General features: G+C 75.3%; 15 protein-coding genes. 9 read left to right on the top strand and 6 right to left on the bottom strand.

Features of this window, described 5'->3' with window-relative positions; all coding sequences use genetic code 11:
* Positions 1-36: 36 nt before the first annotated feature.
* On the bottom strand, positions 37-1770 hold the full coding sequence (locus IE294_RS19525) for a glycosyltransferase family 39 protein (protein WP_189887772.1): 1734 nt from the start codon (positions 1768-1770) through the stop codon (positions 37-39).
* A gap of 354 nt (positions 1771-2124) precedes the next feature.
* Positions 2125-2775, bottom strand: coding sequence for a nucleoside/nucleotide kinase family protein (locus tag IE294_RS19520; RefSeq protein WP_189887770.1), 651 nt, complete (start codon positions 2773-2775; stop codon positions 2125-2127).
* 84 nt (positions 2776-2859) lie between these two features.
* Here IE294_RS19520 and IE294_RS19515 point away from each other — a divergent pair, with 84 nt between their 5' ends.
* On the top strand, positions 2860-3600 hold the full coding sequence (locus IE294_RS19515; protein ID WP_189887768.1) for an HAD family hydrolase: 741 nt from the start codon (positions 2860-2862) through the stop codon (positions 3598-3600).
* Entirely contained in the window at positions 3597-5972 is a 2376-nt protein-coding gene (locus IE294_RS19510) for a glycoside hydrolase family 65 protein (protein ID WP_189887766.1), read from the top strand. Before IE294_RS19515 ends, IE294_RS19510 begins: the two co-directional genes overlap by 4 nt.
* Before the next feature lie 640 nt (positions 5973-6612).
* Here IE294_RS19510 and IE294_RS19505 read toward each other — a convergent pair.
* Positions 6613-7506 (bottom strand): M56 family metallopeptidase, encoded by an 894-nt coding sequence (locus IE294_RS19505; RefSeq protein ID WP_189887764.1) that lies wholly within the window; start codon positions 7504-7506, stop codon positions 6613-6615.
* Positions 7507-7530: 24 nt separating this feature from the next.
* A complete protein-coding gene (locus IE294_RS19500) occupies positions 7531-7914 on the bottom strand; it encodes a BlaI/MecI/CopY family transcriptional regulator (protein ID WP_189887762.1) in 384 nt (127 codons plus the stop codon).
* Between the two features lie 173 nt (positions 7915-8087).
* On the opposite strand from IE294_RS19500, the gene IE294_RS19495 reads away from it, so the two are divergent.
* From IE294_RS19495 to IE294_RS19480, 4 genes are all read left to right on the top strand, one after another.
* A complete protein-coding gene (locus tag IE294_RS19495; protein WP_189887759.1) occupies positions 8088-9797 on the top strand; it encodes a hypothetical protein in 1710 nt (569 codons plus the stop codon).
* Positions 9794-10741 (top strand): lysylphosphatidylglycerol synthase domain-containing protein, encoded by a 948-nt coding sequence (locus IE294_RS19490; protein ID WP_189887757.1) that lies wholly within the window; start codon positions 9794-9796, stop codon positions 10739-10741. The genes IE294_RS19495 and IE294_RS19490 overlap by 4 nt, the downstream gene beginning before the upstream one ends.
* Before the next feature lie 73 nt (positions 10742-10814).
* A complete protein-coding gene (gene prcB / locus IE294_RS19485) occupies positions 10815-11669 on the top strand; it encodes a proteasome subunit beta (protein ID WP_189887755.1) in 855 nt (284 codons plus the stop codon).
* Between the two features lie 499 nt (positions 11670-12168).
* Entirely contained in the window at positions 12169-12657 is a 489-nt protein-coding gene (locus IE294_RS19480) for a DUF5709 domain-containing protein (protein WP_189887753.1), read from the top strand.
* Positions 12658-12783: 126 nt separating this feature from the next.
* Here the strand turns inward: IE294_RS19480 and IE294_RS19475 are convergent, their stop codons facing one another.
* Positions 12784-12990 (bottom strand): hypothetical protein, encoded by a 207-nt coding sequence (locus IE294_RS19475; RefSeq protein WP_189887751.1) that lies wholly within the window; start codon positions 12988-12990, stop codon positions 12784-12786.
* 220 nt (positions 12991-13210) lie between these two features.
* Here IE294_RS19475 and IE294_RS19470 point away from each other — a divergent pair, with 220 nt between their 5' ends.
* From IE294_RS19470 to IE294_RS19460, 3 genes are all read left to right on the top strand, one after another.
* Positions 13211-15049 (top strand): glycoside hydrolase family 15 protein, encoded by a 1839-nt coding sequence (locus tag IE294_RS19470; protein WP_189887749.1) that lies wholly within the window; start codon positions 13211-13213, stop codon positions 15047-15049.
* Between the two features lie 153 nt (positions 15050-15202).
* On the top strand, positions 15203-16708 hold the full coding sequence (locus IE294_RS19465) for an FG-GAP repeat protein (RefSeq protein WP_189887747.1): 1506 nt from the start codon (positions 15203-15205) through the stop codon (positions 16706-16708).
* A 98-nt stretch (positions 16709-16806) separates the two neighbouring features.
* Positions 16807-17043, top strand: coding sequence for a hypothetical protein (locus IE294_RS19460; RefSeq protein ID WP_014676749.1), 237 nt, complete (start codon positions 16807-16809; stop codon positions 17041-17043).
* 11 nt (positions 17044-17054) lie between these two features.
* Here the strand turns inward: IE294_RS19460 and IE294_RS19455 are convergent, their stop codons facing one another.
* Entirely contained in the window at positions 17055-18383 is a 1329-nt protein-coding gene (locus IE294_RS19455; RefSeq protein WP_189887745.1) for a hypothetical protein, read from the bottom strand.
* Between the last annotated feature and the right edge of the window lie 37 nt (positions 18384-18420).

The raw sequence follows: 18420 nt of genomic DNA, 5'->3' as shown, positions 1-18420 counted from the left end.
ACCGACCGTCGTGACCAGGGGGTTGAGAGGCCGCGCTCACCGCCGGTACAGGCCGATGGAATGGCCCACTTCGCCGACCGGCCGACTGCTCGCCAGCAGCTCCGCGAGCCGGCCGCGCGCCTTGGCGGCGGCGGAGTCCGACACCGCCAGCAGCCCGTGCACCCGCTCCGGCGGCACCGTGCGCGGATCCGCCGCGCGGATGCCGTACGACGCCGGGACGCCACTGCCCTTGTACACCAGCCACACCCGCTCGCCCGGGTACCGCTCCCGGAGCCGGTCGGCGAGCCGGCCCAGGTCCTGGCCCCAGTCCACGTTCGAGTCGTGCAGCAGCCGGTGGGTGTGCGCCGGACCGCCGAACGCCTCGTTGGCGTACGGCAGGTAGTACGGGAACGTCCGCAGCGAACTCACCGCCACCCACAGCACCAGGGCCCCGGCCAGGAGCCCGCGCCACCGCCACCGGAGGGCCGGTACGCAGGCCGCCGCCACCGCGAGGAACACCGGGACGCACAGCGCGTACCGGGTGCCGAAGTCCCGCGCCCCCGTCATCGCCGCCGCGAGCAGCACCAGGGGCGGCACCAGCACATACGGAGCCGCCGGGCGCAGCCGCCGCACCGCCACCACCGCGACGGCACCGGCCGCGCCCAGCGCCAGCAGCCCGAGCGGGGTCTTCACCAGCAGGGCGGCCGGCAGGTAGTACCAGAGCGAGCCGGTGTACAGGTGCCCGAACAGATACCCCTGCCAGGGCCGTTCCTCCAGCGCGAACTGCACCCGCATCCCCGCCCGGTACGCCGGCGGCACCGGCAGCAGCTCCACCAGCCGCGCCCGCGGCCCGTGCGCAGCCGGCACCGGCCCGGCGGGTTCGAACCGCAACCGAGGGTCGACGACCAGGTACGCGGCCCACACCACGGCGAGGGCCACGACCGCGACGACGGCGGCGGCCACCAGCGCCGACACCGCCGGGCGCCGTGCCCCGAGCCAGGGCAGGGGCCACCGACCGCGCCGCGAGACCGGGGCGGAACGGTGGGCGGTGAGGGCGGACACCGCCGCCAGCGCCATCAGCACCGGTACCGCGGGCAGGGTGCTCATCCTGGTCGCCGTGGCCGCGCCCAGCGCCGCCCCCGCGAGCGGCAGGTACGGGACGGGGCGGTGCCGGGCCCGCCACGCCAGCCAGGCCGCGGTCAGGACGCATCCGGCCGCCGGCAGGTCCAGCGTGGCCAGGGAACCGTGCGCGATCACGTCGGGCGAGAACGCGTACAGGGCGAGCGCGACCAGGCCGCCCGCCGTACCCGTCAGGTCCCGGGCGAAGGCGAACACCACCAGCCCGCACAGCAGCGTCAGCGCGATCACCGGCAGCCGCGCCCACAGCATCAGCCGCCAGGGATCGTTGCCCGACCCGTACAGCAGGTGCCGGCCCACCTGCCCCTGGTCGCCGGTGTACGACGGGTCGTAGTGCGGGTCCGCCACCACCACCCCGGCCGCGATCAGCAGCTTCCCGAGCGGCGGATGCTCGGGGTTGTACCGCAGTCGGTGCTCGCGTACGTAGTCGGTGGCCGTGGCGACGTACACCGGCTCGTCGATGGTGGGGGTCTGCCGCACCGCCGTGGTGACCATCGCCGCGGCCATCTGCCCGAGGAGCAGGACGACCAGGACCGGCGGCAGCCACCGCGGGTGCCGGCGCAGCCGGGCCCACCGCCCCGACGGGCCCTGTCGTACCGGGACCGCGGCGGGAGCGGCGGGGGTGAGGACCGGGTGCTGTTCGCGCGCCATCATCCGTCCCGCGGCGGAAGGGGCCGTGCGGGAGCGGGCGGGCTCGGGGGCCTGATCACGGCCCTACCGTCGCACCGCCGCCGCCCCCGCGGCCGTCACCGCCGCACGAGTCGCACCGGCAGACCTTCTGCCGTGTACACGGGTACGGCCCGCGGCCCGCCGCAGTTCACCTCGATCCGCTCGAACCGCCCGGCCGGGGCGCGGCGAGGACCGGCGGGGAGGCTCAAGGCGCCGGGCGTGTGTGCCGAGGGTGGATGCGCGGGCCGGGCCGACCTGACGCACGCGACCGGGTCACGGCCCCGCCGGCCGTCGGGGGACCGTCGGTTCGCGGGGAGGGGTACGTCGGCCGGCGGCGCGTCAGCTCACGGGGCGCAGCACACCGGCCGGCACCACCAGGTCCGCCCACTGCCGTGTGGTCGCGACCAGGTCGGCGTTGCGCTGGTCCGAGCCCAGCACCCAGGCCACGGCCGCCTCGTGCTCCTTGCCGAACTCCTCGTGCCGGGCGACCAGCCGGCGGATCCGCTCGTCCTCGGCGATCTCGCAGAACCACACCTCGTCCAGGCACTTCCGCACCCGCGCCCACGAACCCTCCCGCAGCAGCAGGTAGTTCCCCTCGGTCACCACCAGCCGGGCCCGCGGCGGCACCGGGATCGCGCCCGCGAGCGGCTGCTCCAGCACCCGTTCGAACCCCGGCGCGTACACCACCTCGTCGGTCTCCTCGCGCAGCCGCCGCAGCAGCGCCGCGTACCCGGCCGCGTCGAAGGTGTCCGGCGCGCCCTTGCGGTCCCGGCGGCCCAGCCGGTCCAGCTCGGCGTCCGCCAGGTGGAAACCGTCCATCGGCACGTGCGCCGCCCACGGCGGGCCGTCGCCGTTCAACGCGTCCACCAGCCGCTCGGCCAGCGTCGTCTTGCCCGAACCGGGGCTGCCCGCGATGCCGAGCAGGGCACGCCGGCCGTCCCGGGGCAGGGCGCGGGCACGGCCGAGGAGGTCGTCGAAGGTCAGCGGCACACAGAGAGTGTGGCATCCCCCGTCCGCCAGGAGTGTGGCGTGCGCCACCCACTGGAGGGCCGCTTCGCGGGGAACAGTCCGGATATGACTCAGCTCGGTCTGCCCGACACCATCCAGGCCTGTCTCTTCGACCTCGACGGGGTCGTCACCAAGACCGCCGTCGTGCACGCGGCGGCCTGGAAGGAGACGTTCGACGCCTTCCTGCGTGACTACGAGGGGGAACAGGGGCGGCCGTTCGACGCCGTCACCGACTACGACGAGTACGTCGACGGCCGCCCCCGCGCCGACGGCGTCCGCGCCTTCCTCGCCTCACGCGGCATCCACCTCCCCGAAGGCGGCCCGGACGATCCGCCGGACGCCCGCACCGTGCACGGCCTCGGCAATCGCAAGAACGACCTGCTGCTGGAGAAGATCCGCACCGGCGGGGTCGAGGCCTACGAGGGCACCCTGCGGTACCTGGAGGCGGTCCGCGCCGCGGGGTTGCGCACCGCGATCGTCTCCTCCAGCGCCAACTGCCGGGACGTGCTGCGCGCGGTCGGCGCCGAGCACTTCTTCGACGTACGCATCGACGGCGTGGTCGCGGCCGAGCGGAACCTGCCGGGCAAGCCGCACCCCGACACCTTCCTCGCCGCCGCCCGGGACCTCGGCGTCGAGGCGTCCCGCGCGGCCGTCTTCGAGGACGCGCTGGCCGGCATGGACGCAGGCCGCGCGGGCGGCTTCGGCCATGTCGTCGGCGTGGACCGGGTGGGCCAGAGCGACGCGCTGTACGCGCACGGCGCCGACATCGTCGTCAAGGACCTGGCCGAACTGGGAGGCAAGCAGTGATCACCGACCGCTCCTACGGCGTCGAACCGTGGACCGTCCGGGAGACCGCCCTCGACCTCGACGTCCTCGCCCAGAGCGAGTCGGTGTTCGCCCTGTCCAACGGCCACGTCGGCTGGCGCGGCAACCTGGACGAGGGCGAACCGCACGGCCTGCCCGGCAGCTACCTCAACGGCGTGCACGAGGTGCACCCGCTGCCGTACGCGGAGGCCGGCTACGGCTACCCGGAGTCCGGACAGACCGTCATCAACGTCACCAACGGCAAGGTCATCCGGCTGCTGGTGGACGACGAGCCGTTCGACCTGCGCTACGGCCGGCTCGTCGCCCACGAACGCGTCCTGGACCTGCGCCGCGGGGTGCTGGAGCGGACCTGCGAGTGGACCTCCCCGGCCGGCTCCACGGTCCGGGTGCGCTCCACCCGGCTGGTCTCGCTGACCCAGCGGGCGGTGGCCGCCGTGGCGTACGAGGTGGAGGCCGTCGGCAGCCGCAGCCGGGTGGTGATCCAGTCCGAGCTGGTCGCCAACGAGAGCCTGCCCGACCCCGACGGCGACCCGCGCGCGGCGAAGGCGCTGAAGTCCCCGCTGGAACAGGAGGACGGCTTCGCCTCCGGCAACCGGCTGCGGCTGGTGCACCGCACCCGGCGCAGCGGTCTCAGGGTGGCCGTGGCCGCCGACCACGTCGTCACCGGACCCGAACGCACCACCAGCCGCAGCGAGAGCGGCATCGACGTGGCCCGGCTGACCGTCACCTCCGTACTGGAACCCGGACAGACGCTGCGGATGGAGAAGCTGGTCGCCCACGGCTGGTCCGGCACCCGGTCGCTGCCCGCGATGGCCGACCAGGTCGACGCCGCGCTCGCCGCCGCCGGACACGACGGCTGGCAGGGCCTGCTCGACGACCAGCGGACCTGTCTGGACGACTTCTGGGTCCGCGCCGACGTCGAGGTGGAGGGCGACGAGGAGATCCAGCAGGCCGTCCGGTTCGCGCTGTTCCACGTCCTCCAGGCCGGCGCCCGCGCCGAGCAGCGCGCCATCCCCGCCAAGGGACTCACCGGCTCCGGCTACGACGGGCACGCCTTCTGGGACACCGAGATGTTCGTGCTGCCCGTGCTCACCCACACCGCGCCCGCCGCCGTCGCCGAGGCCCTGCGCTGGCGGTACAACACCCTGGACGAGGCCCGCGAACGCGCGGCCCAACTCGGGCTCGCCGGCGCCGCGTTCCCCTGGCGGACCATCGCCGGCCCGGAGGGCTCCGCGTACTGGCCGGCCGGCACCGCCGCCTTCCACGTCAACGCCGGCATAGCCGACGCCGTCATCCGGTACGTTCAGGCCACCGGCGACACCGCCTTCGAGCGCGAGACCGGCGTCGAACTGCTGGTGGAGACCGCCCGGTTGTGGCGCTCGCTCGGCCACCACGACACCCACGGCGTCTTCCACCTCGACGGCGTCACCGGCCCCGACGAGTACAGCGCGGTCGCCGACGACAACACCTACACCAACCTGATGGCCCGCCAGAACCTGCGCGCCGCCGCCGACGCCGTCGAGCGCCACCCGGACCAGGCGCGGCGGCTCGGCGTGGACGAGGAGGAGAGCGCCGCCTGGCGGGACGCCGCCGATTCCATGCACATTCCCTACAACGCCGAACTCCGCGTCCACGAACAGCACGCCGGCTTCACCCGCTACCAGCGCTGGGACTTCGAGGGCACCCGCCCCGACCAGTACCCGCTGCTCCTCCACTTCCCCTACTTCGACCTCTACCGCAAGCAGGTCGTCAAACAGGCCGACCTGGTGCTTGCCATGTACACCTGCGGCGACTACTTCGAGCAGGAGCACGACGAGGAGCAGATCGCCCGGAACTTCGCCTACTACGAGCCGCTGACCGTCCGCGACTCCTCCCTGTCCGCCTGCTGCCAGGCCGTCATCGCCGCCCAGACCGGCCACCTGGACCTCGCCTACGCCTACACCGCCGAGGCCGCGCTGATGGACCTCCAGGACCTGGAGCACAACACGCGGGACGGGCTGCACATCGCCTCCCTCGCCGGCACCTGGATGGCCCTGGTCGCGGGCTTCGGCGGCATGCGGCACGACGGCGACCGGCTGCGGTTCGCACCCCGCCTGCCCGAGCGGCTGCGCCGCCTCGCCTTCACCATCCAGTTCCGCGGACGCCGGCTGCGGGTGGACATCGGCGCGGACAAGGTGACGTACGCGCTCCTGGACGGCCCACCGCTGACGCTCCGCCACCACGGCGAGCCGCTCACGGTCGGCACCGACGACCCGGCCGTCCGCGCGGTACCACCGGCACCGCGACGCCCCACGCCCCAACAGCCGGTGCACCGGGGGCCGGGCGGCGGGGAAGGCGGCGCGTTCGGCGGGTGAGCGGCTGTCGGCCGGGGCTGGACCGGGCGAGGAGGGCACCGGGTGCCGGGGCGTGGGCCGGAGTCCGAGGCACGCCGCGCGCCGGGCGGGGGTGGGGTGCCGGATGGGGGGCCGGTGCGGGTGGTGGCCGGGCTCCGGGCCGGGCGGTGGCTGAGGGTGCCGTGCGCCGGCCGGGGGTGGGTGCCGGACGGGGGTGAGGGTGCCGCGCGCCGGACGGGGGTGGGGTGCCGGATGGGGGCGGGTGCGGGTGGTGGCCTGGGCCCCGTACCGGGCGGCGGTTGAGGGTGCCGTGCGCCGGGCGAGGGTGGGTGCGGGTGGTGGCTCGGGCTCCGTGCCGGGCGGTGGCTGAGGGTGCCGTGCGTCGGGCGGGGGTGGGGTGCCGGATGGGGCCGGGTGCGGGTGGTGGCCCGGGCCCCGCGCCGGGCGGCGGTTGAGTGTCGCCGGTGCCGAAAGCGTGGTGAGCGTCGGTCTCTGGTGGCTCGGGCCCCGCACCGGAGGGCTGCTGAGTGTCCCCGGGTGTCGGCGTGCTGAGCGTCGGCTTCGGTGGCCTGGGCCCCGTACCGGGCGGCGGCCGAGTGCCCCCGGGGGTCGGCGTGCTGAGCGGTGCGCTCGTGCGCGGAGCGGCGCGGGCTCGCGTCCCTCAGTCGAGCGCCCCGGACAGCAGGTGCAGCAGGTCGCCGGTCGCGTCCGCGGCGAGCAGGGCCGGGAGGGCGCCGAGCGCGAGGACGGCGAGGGCCGCGGACCACAGACGCGGCGGCGGGTTCGTCTGGAGGGCCGCGATCCGGCGGGTGACGGCCCGGTCGGTGAACTGGAGGGCGCAGCCCACGCGCGCCCGGCCCGCGCTGAGCGCGGCCCGGGCCAGCGCCCGCGCGGTCACCCGCCGGTCCCCGACGACGGCCGCCGCCCGCTCGTCGGCCCACCGCTCCACGAGGAAGGCGACCGCCGCGCGCACCGGTTCCAGCAGCGGATCGGCCGCCGCCGCGAGCGTGACCGCCGACACCAACAGCCCGTGCCGGTGCGTGAGATGGGCCCGTTCGTGGGCGAGGAGCACCCGTCGCTCCGCGGGGCCCAGCGCGTTCAGCATCGCGGAGGTGACCAGGATCCGGCCCGGCCGCCCCGGGATCGCGAACGCCCGCGGCACCTCCGAGGCGGCGACGATCAGCTCGGTGTCCGCAGGCTGTCCCGCGCCGAGCCGCCGTAGCGCGCGCCGCGTGCACCGCTCGGCGCGCACGGCCCGGTGGACGCGCACCGCGACGGCCGCCAGTGCCAGACAGGCGGCGAGCCCGATCACCGTGGGCACCGGGTCGGTCAGCGGGTGCCCGTCCTCGCGGGCCTCGCGGATCACCGGCGGCGCGTCCCCGAGCAGCGCGGTGGTCAGCAGGAGGAGCGACCAGGTGGTGGCCGCCGCCGTCAGCACCGCGGCCGAGGCCAGCACGCGCGCGGCGAGCGCCGGCGCGGCCCGCCGGGCGAGCACGGGAGCGACGGCCGACAGCAGCAGTGACAGCGCCAGCGGGGCGTACACGTCGAACGTCATGCGCCGCACCTCATGAGCCCGGCCTCACGCGCCGTCTCCGGCGAGCAGCTCGCGCAGTGCCCGCTCCTCCTCGGCACTGAGCCCGGTCACGAACTGCTGGAGCGCGGCGATCGGGTCCGGCCCCCGGTCCAGGGCCTCGTGCATCGCCTCGGCGGTCAGTTCGGCCGCGTTCTTGGCCGGCCGGTACGCCCCGCGCCGCCCGTCGGCGTCGCGGAGCACCAACCCTTTGTCGTACAGCCGTTTGAGGATCGTATGGACCGTGTTGTACGCGAGCCCGCCACCGATCTCGTGCTGGATCTCCGCCGGGGTCAGCGGTCGCTCGGTGGCCCAGAGGGTGGCCAGCACCTCGCTCTCCAGCTCCCCGGCGCTGCGCCGCTCCGCTCTGCCGCGGGACCTTGTGCCAGCCATGCCTCAACCTTACAGCGCGTAGGGCCGTCGGCCGGATGGCCCTGCCTGCGGGCATGGTCAGGCCATTCACGTTAGTTTGACCGTGTTTTCCCCTACTCCCGCCTCCGGCCCTACGGGCCGTAGGGTGACCATGGGCCCTACGGGCTGTAGGGGACGGGGACGGAGGGGTGGTCATGGCCGGCAGTGCGCATGCGACAGTCGACGCGGTGAACCGCGAGCACGCGCGCCGCGCGTCCGCCGGCTCCGGGCACGCCGTCTGGCCGACGGCGGTCGTCGCCGCGGCCTTCAGCCTGGCCCAACTGGTCCTCGTGCGCCCCGGTCTGGGGCTCGGCTGGGACGAGACGGTGTACGTCAGCCAGGTCAGCGGACACGCTCCCGCCGCCTTCTTCAGCGCACCCCGCGCCCGGGGCGTCTCCCTGCTGGTCGCCCCCGTGGCGGCGTGGTCGTCGTCCACGGCCCTGCTGCGGGTGTACCTAGCCCTCCTCTCCGGCCTCGCCCTGTTCCTGGCCCTGCGCGCCTGGCGGGGGCTGTTCCCCGTCCGGGTCCTCGCCTTCGGCGGCGCCCTGTTCGCCTCCCTCTGGGTGACCTTGTTCTACGGCCCGCAGGCCATGCCCAACTACTGGGTCGCCGTCGCCGCCCTCGCCGCCGTCGCCTGCTTCCTGCGCGCCCCGACCGACCGGGGCGCCCTGTGGGGCCTGGCGGGGAGCGCGGCGGTGATGGCGTGGATGCGGCCGGTGGACGCGGTCTGGGCGACGGTGCCGCTGCTCGCCCTCGGCCTGGCGCGCCGCCACCGGCGGGCCCTGCTCGTCCTGCTCGCCGGGCTCGCCGCCGGCGCCGCCGAGTGGGTGATCGAGGCGTATGCGAGCTACGGCGGTCTGGCGCGCCGGCTGTCCGACGGCTCGGCGATCCAGGGCGGCCTGGGCTGGCACTTCGCCGTCGTGGACCAGCTGCGCGGCCTGGGCGGGCGCACGCTGTGCCGGCCGTGCACCGGCGCCCTGCCGCATCCGCTGGTCACGCTCTGGTGGTTCGCGCTGCCCGTGCTGGCCGCCCTCGCGCTGGTCGTCGCCCGGCGCGGACGGCGCCGGGCGGTCACGGTGCTGCCGCTCGCCTGCGCGGCGACCGCCGCCTTCCCCTACCTGTTCCTGATCGGCTACGCGGCACCCCGCTTCCTGCTCCCCGCCTACGCCCTCCTCGCGATCCCGGTCGCCGGCGCACTGGCACACCTGATCGCGAGGTCGTGCCCCCCGGCCCACCGCTCGACCCCGCCCTCGGCCCCTGCCCCGGCGGACCGTCCGACCCCGGACTCGCCCCCGGCCCCGGCGGACCGTCCGACCCCGGACTCGCCCCCGGCCGACGTTCCGACCCGGGACCTGGCCCCTGATCCGGCCCCCCGCCCGACCCCCGACCCCCGCTCGCGTCCGGCCCCGTACCGGTCCCCGTGTCCGACCCCGCCCCCCGGCCGGCTCCCGCCACCCCACTCGACCCGGCGCCCGCTGGCCCTCGTGCTGGTCTGTGCCTGTCTCGCCGTCCATCTCGCCGTGCAACTCGTCGTCCTCCTGCACGTGGTCGGCTCGGCCACCGCCGCGCACGACGCCTGGGGGCGCACCGCGGCCGAGATGCGACGCCACGGGGTACGGCCGCCCTGTCTGGTCACCGGACACGAGGCCATCCCCGTCGGCTTCGCCGCCGGCTGCGCCTCCGCCGCGACCGCCGGGCCCAACGCCAACACCACCGAGGACGGCATCACCCGGACCGCGCGGCGGACGCCGGTCGCCACGCTCGTGCCGGCCGGGTCCGCGCCGCCCCGGTACGCCCGCGACTGGCCGTCCGTACCCGTCGGCGCGGTCCGGCTCTACTACGTCGTACCGGGCGCCGCCTCATGACCTCCCCGGCCGGGCTCACCGCCTCCCTCGGCCGCCGGCGCGCCCGCTGGCAGGCCGGCGCCTGTCTCGCCGTACTGCTCGGCGCGCTGTACCTGGCCCACCGCCACTGGCCCGCGGTCGAGAGCGGCGCCGGGCGGCTCGCGGTCGCCGACCAGGGCTGGCTGCTGGTCGGGGCCGCCGCGGCCACGGGCACCTGGGCGGCCTCCGCGCTCGCCCAGCAGGGCGCCGTCGTACCGCGGCTGCCCGGACCCCGCCTGGTCGCCGCACAGTTCGCCGCCTCCGCCGCCAACCACCTGCTGCCCGCGGGGCTCGGCGCGAGCGCGGTGAACCTGCGGTTCCTGACGCGCTGCGGGCTCCCGGCCGGCCGCTCGGCCGGCGCGCTCGCCGTCAAGGCCGGCGCGGGCGCCGCCGTCCGCCTGGCACTGATCGCGCTGCTCGCCCCGGCCTGCCCCGGGCTGCTGCGCCTCCCGCACCTCTCCCCGACGGCGGTCGCCGTCGCCCTGGGTGTCGTCGCCCTCGCGGCGGCCCCGCTCGCCACCCCCTGGTGGCCGCGCTGCCGGCGAGCGCTCGCCGGCGTGGTGGCCGACATCCGCGCGCTGCACGCCTGCCCGGCCCGCGCCGCGGCCCTGTGGGGCGGCTCCCTGGCCTTCGCCGGGCTGCACGCGCTGGTCCTGATCGCCGTCACCCGGGCCGTCGGTCTGCCGCTCGCGCCGCTCCAGGTGGCCCTGCTGTACCTCGCGGCGAGCAGCGCCGCCGCCCTGCTGCCCTCCCCGGGCGGCCTCGGCTCGCTGGACGCCGCGCTCGCCCTCGCCCTCACCGCCGCCGGCACCCCGGGCGCCGCCGCCGCGTCCGCCGTCCTCGGCTACCGGCTGCTGACCGTGTGGCTGCCGCTGCTCCCCGGCCTGCTGGTGCTCGGGGTACTGGTGCGCCGCAAGGCCCTGTGAGAACGGGGGAGTTTCCCGCGGGCCCGCTTCAGGTAGGAGTCGGGTACTGCCGTGTGACACAGGAGGGGGAGTCATGCCGGGCAACGACAGCGCGGGCCTGCCGAGCGAGGCCTTCTTCACACCGGGGACGTCGTCCTTCACCGAGTTCCTGACCGCGCACCGCCCCGGGCTGCTGCCCACCGCGCCCCCGTTCCCGCCCGGCGTCCGCGTGCCGGCGGACCGGTTCCCGCACGGCACCACCGTGCTCGCGCTCACCTACCGCGACGGCGTGCTGATAGCAGGGGACCGCCGGGCCACGATGGGCAACCTCATCGCCCAGCGCGACCTGGAGAAGGTGCACCCCGCCGACGACCACACGGCCGTCGCCTTCGCCGGCACCGTCGGCCTCGCCCTCGACATGGTGCGGCTCTACCAGGTCGAGCTGACCCACTTCGAGAAGATCGAGGGCGTCCCGATGACGCTCGGCGCCAAGGCGACCCGCCTCGCGGCCATGATCAGGCAGAACCTCGCCCAGGCCATGCAGGGGCTCGTCGTCGTCCCGCTGCTCGTCGGCTACGACCTCACCGTGCCCGGGGGCGGACGCGGCCGGATCTTCAGCTTCGACGCGGCCGGCGGGCTCTACGAGAAGCGGCACTTCCACGCCGAGGGCAGCGGCTCCCCGTACGCCCGGGGCGCCCTGAAGAAGCTGTACCGGCCGGACCTGTCCCGCCGGGAGGCGGCCCTCGCCGCGCTCCAGGCGCTGTACGACGCCGCGGACGACGACTCGGCCACCGGCGGCCCGGACCTGCACCGCCGGATCTTCCCCGTCGTCTCGGTCATCACCGAGGACGGCTTCGAGCGGCTCCCGCAGACGGAGACGGAGGACCTGAGCCGCGAGACGGTCCGGCAGCGCGCCGGCCGCCCGGACGGCCCGCACGCCTCACCCTGACGGGCACCGCCGGGTCCCCCGGCGTGGCGAGCCGGCTTTCCCTCCCCATGGGAAAGGCCTGTCGCGGCCTTTACTGCACACGGCTTGCAGGTACGGAGGGTTGGCACGAGGCTGTAGAGCGCAGCCGCCCCGCACCGCCGGAGGGCATCACCTCCCGTGACGGCCGCCCCTGATCCCGCTCCGCCCCTCCCCGCCCGGGCCCGGGGACCCACACCCCGGCCCGGCACCGCGTCCACGGCTCCATGACGCGGCAGGAGTGGATCAGGGGCGGCGGGACGGCCGGCTCCGTCCTCCCCCCGCACCCGGTCGGCCGGCGCGCGCTCGCCGGCGTCGGGGCACCACGGGCACCACGGCACCCCGGCTTCGGCAGCGGGGGAGAAGTGGACGGCGGGCCTGGCCGAACGGTCCGCCGACTGATCTGCCCGGACACCGGCGGGGTTAATGATCCGGTCACGGGAAACGCGGACCAGGACCGCCCGCGAACCCGAAGGAGGCGACCATGAGCGACCAGCAGTCCGAGCAGACCCCCATGGCGGACGACGCCTACCAGCCCACGGGCAGCAACGAGGAACAGGAGGACGCCGGGCCACTGGACTTGCAGGACGCGATCGGCGAGCGCTCCTACGACGACATGCTCGACGAGGGCTACTCCCCGCCCGAGCGACCCCTCGGCGTCACCAAGCACGGCACCACCGCCGCCGAGCAGCACGAGGGGGAGAGCCTGGACGAACGGCTCGGCCAGGAGGTCCCCGACGTGACCCCGCCGGCCGGCGACGAGATCGGCGACCTGCCCGGCGCCGAGGGCGAGCCGGTCGACCCCGAGGCCGGCGCGGCCCGCGCGGGCCGGCTGGTCGCGCCGGACGAGGGTGCCCACGCCGACACCACCAAGGAGGAGATCGCCGAGGACGTCGGCATCGACGCCGGAGCGGCCGGGGCGGAGGAGGCGGCGGTGCACGTCGTACCGGACGAGACCCGACTGCCCGAGTGAGCGGCGACCGGCGACACTCAGCGGTGGACCGGTCGCCCTCCGTGTGACACCCCGCGCACAGGGCACCGGCCGGACTCGACGTCCGGCCGGTCTCCCCGTTCGGGTCCCTGTGCTCCCCGGACCGCCCTAGGGCAGCAGCTTCTCGATGGCCGCCGTGCCCTCCGACTCCAGCTTGCGACGCGCCCAGTCAAGCGTCTTCGGTGTGACGTCCCGGCCCGCCGCCATCACCAGGTCCTCCGGGGTGACGTCCTTGGCGGGCGCGGAGTGGAGCAGGGCGTCCGGGGTGCAGACGTCGTCCGACGAACGGGACTCTTCGGGTGTGGATGTCGACATGATGCCTCCTCCTCGGTCCGGATGACCGCATCCGTGCCGGTGCCTGTCGAACGGGGCACACTCTCACCATTGCCCTCCCCGGCGCACCCTGCATCCGGAAGCGCCTCGGGAGCGGGTGAGGACCTCCTGCCCACACCACGGCGAACCACTCGCCTAAGCTGGAAAACACTCGCATCAGGCACATACCGCCCGCACCGCCCCGCTCCCCGGGAGGCCGCCGATGGCCGATTCGCCGTTCCACGGGAACGGACCCCGTGACCACCGCTACCTGCCCATCGCCGAGCACGGACTCATCGGCGATCTGCGCACGGTGGCCCTGGTCGGCAGCAACGGCACCATCGACTGGTACTGCTGCCCGTCCTTCGACTCCCCGAGCGTCTTCGCGGCGATCCTCGACGCCGAGCGCGGCGGCCGGTTCGAGCTGGCCGCCGCCGTGCCGGCCCGCACCAAGCAGTTCTACTTCCCCGACACCAACGTGCTGATCACCCGGTTCTTCACCGAGGACGGGGTCGGCGAGGTGCAGGACTTCATGCCGATCACCGGCGAGGGGCCCGGGGACGCGGGCCGGCACCGGCTGATCCGGCGCGTGGTGTGCGTCCGCGGCACCGTCCCCTTCCGGGTGCTGGTCGCCCCCCGCTTCGACTACGGCGCCGCCGCGCACACCGTGCGCCCTCTGGACGGCATGGTGGTGTTCGAGTCGCCCGCCCAGTCGCTGTCGCTCACCTCGACCGTCGCCCTGGAGTGCGACGAGCGGGACGCGCGCGCCGACTTCAAGCTCGGCGAGGGCGAGTCCGCCGTGTTCGCCCTCGACCAGGTCGACGGCGAGGTGGCCCCGCGCGGCTGCGCCCACGCCGAGGCGGAGCACCAGTTCAACGCCACGGTCGCCTACTGGCGGCGCTGGCTGCACCAGTCCCGCTACCGGGGCCGCTGGCGCGAGATGGTGCACCGCTCCGCGCTCACCCTGAAGCTCCTCACCTACGCCCCCACCGGCGCCATCGTCGCCGCCCCCACCACCAGCCTGCCCGAGCAGCTCGGCGGCGAACGCAACTGGGACTACCGGTACGTGTGGGTGCGCGACGCCGCCTTCGCCGTCTACGCGCTGCTGCGGCTCGGCTTCACCGGCGAGGCCGAGGCGTTCATGCGCTTCCTGACCACGCACATCAGCCCCGGCTGCGGCGACGGCTCCGGTCCGTTGCAGATCATGTACGGCATCGACGGCCGCACCGAACTGCCCGAACGCGAACTGCCGCACCTGGAGGGCCACCGCGGCTCCGCCCCGGTCCGGGTCGGCAACGCCGCCGTCGGCCAGCTCCAGCTCGACATCTACGGCGCCCTCATCGACTCCATCTACCTCTACGACAAGTGGGCCCAGCCCATCTCCAGCGGCCAGTGGGACGACGTGTGCCGCCTGGTCGACTGGGTGTGCGACCACTGGGACCAGCCCGACGAGGGCGTGTGGGAGACCCGCGGCGGGCGCAAGGACTTCACGTACTCGCGGCTGATGTGCTGGGTCGCCATCGAGCGGGCCATCCGCCTGGCCACCCACCGCGGGCTGCCCGCCGACCACCGCCGCTGGCGCCAGGCCCGGGACGACATCTACCGGTGGATCATGGGATGCGGCTGGTCGCAGCGCCGCAGCGCCTTCGTGCAGTACGAGGGCGGCGACGTCCTGGACGCGTCCCTGCTGATGATGCCGCTCGCCAAGTTCATCGCCCCCACCGACCCCAAGTGGCTGTCCACCCTGGACGCCCTCACCCAGGACCTCGTCTCCGACTCGCTCGTCTACCGCTACGACCCGCAGGCCAGCCCCGACGGACTCCGCGGAGACGAAGGCACCTTCTCCATCTGCTCGTTCTGGTATGTAGAGGCGCTGGTCCGGGCCGGCCGGCTCGACGAGGCCCGGCTGGCCTTCGAGAAGATGCTCACCTACGCCAACCACCTCGGCCTGTACGCCGAGGAGATCGGCCGCACCGGCGAGCAGCAGGGCAACTTCCCGCAGGCGTTCACCCACCTGTCCCTCATCAGTGCCGCGTTCAACCTGGACCGTGCCCTCGGCTGAGCCGCCCGCACGTCCCGGTCGGGCCACGTCTGTCACCGCCGTGTCACAGCGCGTCCGCGCCCCACAACCACCCCCGCCCCCGCCGGGTCGAACCATGCGCCGGCACCGACCAGCCGGCCGACGGATCACCGATCACCCTCGGGGGTAAGGGACATGACCAGCAACACCCGACGCACCGCAGGCTCCGCCGCCGTCGCCGCGGCCTCCTTCCTGCTGCTGGCCTCGGCCGGCATCCTCGCCGCCCCGGCCGCGTTCGCGGGCGTGCCCGGCGGCACCACGGCCGCCGACCGCAACAGCGACTTCAACGGCGACGGCTACACCGACCTGCTCACCGGCGTCCCCGAAGGCACCGTCGACGGCAAGGAGGGCGCCGGCTACGTCACCGTGCAGTACGGCGCCCCGAACGGCATCGGCACCGACGCCACCGTCCCCAAGGGCCGGGTCCAGGTCGTCAGCCAGTCCACCCAGGGCGTGCCCGGCACCTCCGAGGCCTGGGACGACTTCGGGCAGGCCGTCGCTACCGGCGACCTGGACGGCGACGGATACGACGACGCGGTGATCGGCGCGCCCGGCGAGGACGAGGGCACCGTCGCCGACGCGGGCCGGGTGACCGTCCTGTACGGCTCCGCGAAGGGACTCGGAGCGGAGCAGAACGCCTCCGTCACCGCCGCGAAGCCCGCCGCCGGCGCCCGCTTCGGACTGTCGCTGGCCGCCGCCCGGTTCACCGGCGACATCGACTCCGACCAGCTCGTGGTGGTCGACCAGAACGTCGGCCTCACCGTGTTCACCTGGCACGCCGGCGTCCTGCGCCAGGTCGGCGCCCCGCACTCCACCGGCCACCGGCTCCAGCCCGGCTACGTCACCACCGGCGACTACGACCGCAACGGCTTCGCCGACCTCGTCGTCTCCGGCTACAGCCCCGACGACGACTACACCAAGGGCTGGTCGGCGTACTACGCGGGCGGCCCCGACGGCCTCGCCTACCGGCGGGACCTGCACGGCGGCCTCGGCTCGGCCTCCGGCGACATCGACCGCGACGGCTACGACGACCTCGTGGTCGGCCAGCTCAGCGCCGCCGACGAGGCCACCGGCGACGCGGACGCACCCGGCGGCCTGGTCGGCGTCTACTACGGCGGCGACGGCGGCCCGGCCGGCACCCAGGGCCCCGGCACCGCCCCGCAGTGGTGGTCCCAGAACTCCCCGGGCGTCCCCGGCACCGCCGAGGACGGCGACGCCTGGGGCGCCGACCTGTCCGTGGCCGACGTGAACGGCGACGGGTACGCCGACGTGGCGGTCGGCGCGCCCGGCGAGGACATCGGCACCGTCGCCGACGCCGGCGCGGTCTGGCTGCTGCCCGGCTCCCGCACCGGTCTCACCGGCAGCCACGCCCAGTCCTTCGACCAGAACACCCCGGGCGTCCCCGGCACCGCCGAGGCCGACGACGCCTGGGGCGCCCAGGTCCGGCTCGCCGACACCGACGGCGACGGCCGCGCCGAGCTGGTGGCCGCCGCGCCCGGCGAGAACGCGGGCGACGGCGCGGTGTGGCTGCTGCCCGCGAGCGGCGGCGGGCTGCTCGCCGACGGCTCCTGGTCCTACGGTGCCGCCGCGCTCGGCGGCACCGCCCACGGAGCCCGCTTCGGCGCCGTGATCGACGAGTAGCAACGGCCCGATCGGCCGGTGTGCCCGCAGGTCGCACGGGTACCCGGGGCGACGGCAAGCGGAATCGGCACAGGGTCGACAGAAGGAGGAGACCCCGGATGACCAGCACCAGCGAGACCGGCGACGTCACCGGCACCCGCGACAAGGACTACAACCTGATCTGGTACGTCGAGGCGTGCCTCAGCAACGCCCTGCGTCTGGAGCAGTACATCCAGGACGCCGAGCGCGACAAGGACAACGAGGTCGTGGAGCTCTTCCGCAAGGCACAGTCCGACAGCCGCAAGGGCGCCGAGCTGGGCAAGCAGTTGCTGCGCTCGCGACTCGACGGCGGCTGACCGTCGCTCGCTCAGGCGAACCGGGAACTCGGGACCGGCCCGGCGGACCGCACACGCGCCCGTTCACCGCGCAGCCACGTGCCCTTCACGACCGTGGCGAACGCGGCGAACTCCGTGTCGCCGTCCGCCGGGCCGTCGCCGTCCCCGGGGTCGGGCGACGGGTCCGCCGCGGTGATCCCGGCGGCGATCTCCGCCTCCGGCCGGTCGTCCGCCGGCCCCCGCTCGACCCCGCCGTCCGCTGACCGGCGCAGTTGCGGACCCCACGGCGCCACCACCGACTGGTGCAGCAGGGCGGCACTGTCCGGGGTGACGGCGGGCGGGTCCGTCCAGCAGCACGCGTGCGCGTGCAGCACCTGCCCCGGGGCGCGTTCGAACAGCTCCCCGACCAGCTCCGGCCCGCCGTCGTGCGCCGCGAGCCCGTCGAGGTCGTACGCCACGACCACCGTGTCCCCCCGGCCCGGCGCGAACGGCTCCGCCGGCAGGCCCAGCACCTCGGCCGCGGCCAGCCCGAGGACGCGCGAGTCCCGGTCCGGCAGCAGCGACACCGACCGGGGCCGTACCCCGGTGGCGGCCAGCAGGTCCCGCAGCCGCAGCAGGCCGCGCAGACACTGGTCCGGGGTGTCCTGCAACCAGGCGTAGCGGCCGTTCATGCCCGCGTCGTAGCCGTACGGGGACAGCGTGCCGAGGACCGTGCCGCCGAGCACGTACTGCCAGCCCCGCAGATCGGCCGCGTCGAGCCGGCCCGCCCGCCCGGCGTCGGCGGCCCGCGCCAGCATCCGGTCCTGCCGGTCCCGCGCCGGCCGCCACCGCTCGTCCTCCGGGTCGGGCAACAGCGCGTGCTGACGCCGGGCCAGCTCCAGATCCCCGCCCAGCACGGCGTTGAACACCAGCAGATACCGGTCCGGCCAGTCCGCCAGACGGTCCTCGTGGCGGGCGAGTTCGGCCACCGCCTCCCGGTGCCGGCCCTCGTCCTCGTACGCCGACACCAGCTCCCGCAGCACCGGCAGCGCCCCGCCGCTGAGGCGAAGTGCCGCACGCAGCGCGGGAATCGCCAGATCCGGCACCCCGCGTTCGACACACGCGTACCCGAAGTCGTAGAGCGCCCGGGGGTCCTCGGGGGCGGCGGCCAGCGCGGCGGAGGCGTCGGCGAGATCGCCGAACCCGGCCGAGCCCGCCGCCCGCGCCACCACCAGGGCCACCTCATCGAGCGGCTGATCCTCCCTGGCCGCCCGCACCTGCCGCAGCGCACCGGGTACGTCCCCGGCGTCCAGGGTCTCCCAGGCGGTGCGGAGGGCGGGCGACGTGGGCCGGGCGGTGCGGCGACTCCTGCGCGAGAACATGCCGGAGATCATCACCCGCGGGCCGGCGGGTCCTCGA

The organism is Streptomyces canarius (genome assembly GCF_014650735.1).
Taxonomy (GTDB): Bacteria; Actinomycetota; Actinomycetes; order Streptomycetales; family Streptomycetaceae; genus Streptomyces; species Streptomyces olivaceoviridis.
Note: the sequence above shows the minus strand (reverse complement) of the source record. Positions and strands in the feature narration are given on the sequence as shown.

What these genes read in the sequence shown, in the direction of transcription:
- IE294_RS19525 (WP_189887772.1), bottom strand. Translation starts at nt 1,770, where the DNA reads ATGATGGCGCGCGAACAGCACCCGGTCCTCACCCCCGCCGCTCCCGCC.
- IE294_RS19515 (WP_189887768.1), top strand. Translation starts at nt 2,860, where the DNA reads ATGACTCAGCTCGGTCTGCCCGACACCATCCAGGCCTGTCTCTTCGAC.
- IE294_RS19505 (WP_189887764.1), bottom strand. Translation starts at nt 7,506, where the DNA reads ATGACGTTCGACGTGTACGCCCCGCTGGCGCTGTCACTGCTGCTGTCG.
- IE294_RS19500 (WP_189887762.1), bottom strand. Translation starts at nt 7,914, where the DNA reads ATGGCTGGCACAAGGTCCCGCGGCAGAGCGGAGCGGCGCAGCGCCGGG.
- IE294_RS19495 (WP_189887759.1), top strand. Translation starts at nt 8,088, where the DNA reads ATGGCCGGCAGTGCGCATGCGACAGTCGACGCGGTGAACCGCGAGCAC.
- IE294_RS19490 (WP_189887757.1), top strand. Translation starts at nt 9,794, where the DNA reads ATGACCTCCCCGGCCGGGCTCACCGCCTCCCTCGGCCGCCGGCGCGCC.
- prcB (WP_189887755.1), top strand. Translation starts at nt 10,815, where the DNA reads ATGCCGGGCAACGACAGCGCGGGCCTGCCGAGCGAGGCCTTCTTCACA.
- IE294_RS19480 (WP_189887753.1), top strand. Translation starts at nt 12,169, where the DNA reads ATGAGCGACCAGCAGTCCGAGCAGACCCCCATGGCGGACGACGCCTAC.
- IE294_RS19475 (WP_189887751.1), bottom strand. Translation starts at nt 12,990, where the DNA reads ATGTCGACATCCACACCCGAAGAGTCCCGTTCGTCGGACGACGTCTGC.
- IE294_RS19470 (WP_189887749.1), top strand. Translation starts at nt 13,211, where the DNA reads ATGGCCGATTCGCCGTTCCACGGGAACGGACCCCGTGACCACCGCTAC.
- IE294_RS19465 (WP_189887747.1), top strand. Translation starts at nt 15,203, where the DNA reads ATGACCAGCAACACCCGACGCACCGCAGGCTCCGCCGCCGTCGCCGCG.
- IE294_RS19460 (WP_014676749.1), top strand. Translation starts at nt 16,807, where the DNA reads ATGACCAGCACCAGCGAGACCGGCGACGTCACCGGCACCCGCGACAAG.
- IE294_RS19455 (WP_189887745.1), bottom strand. Translation starts at nt 18,383, where the DNA reads ATGTTCTCGCGCAGGAGTCGCCGCACCGCCCGGCCCACGTCGCCCGCC.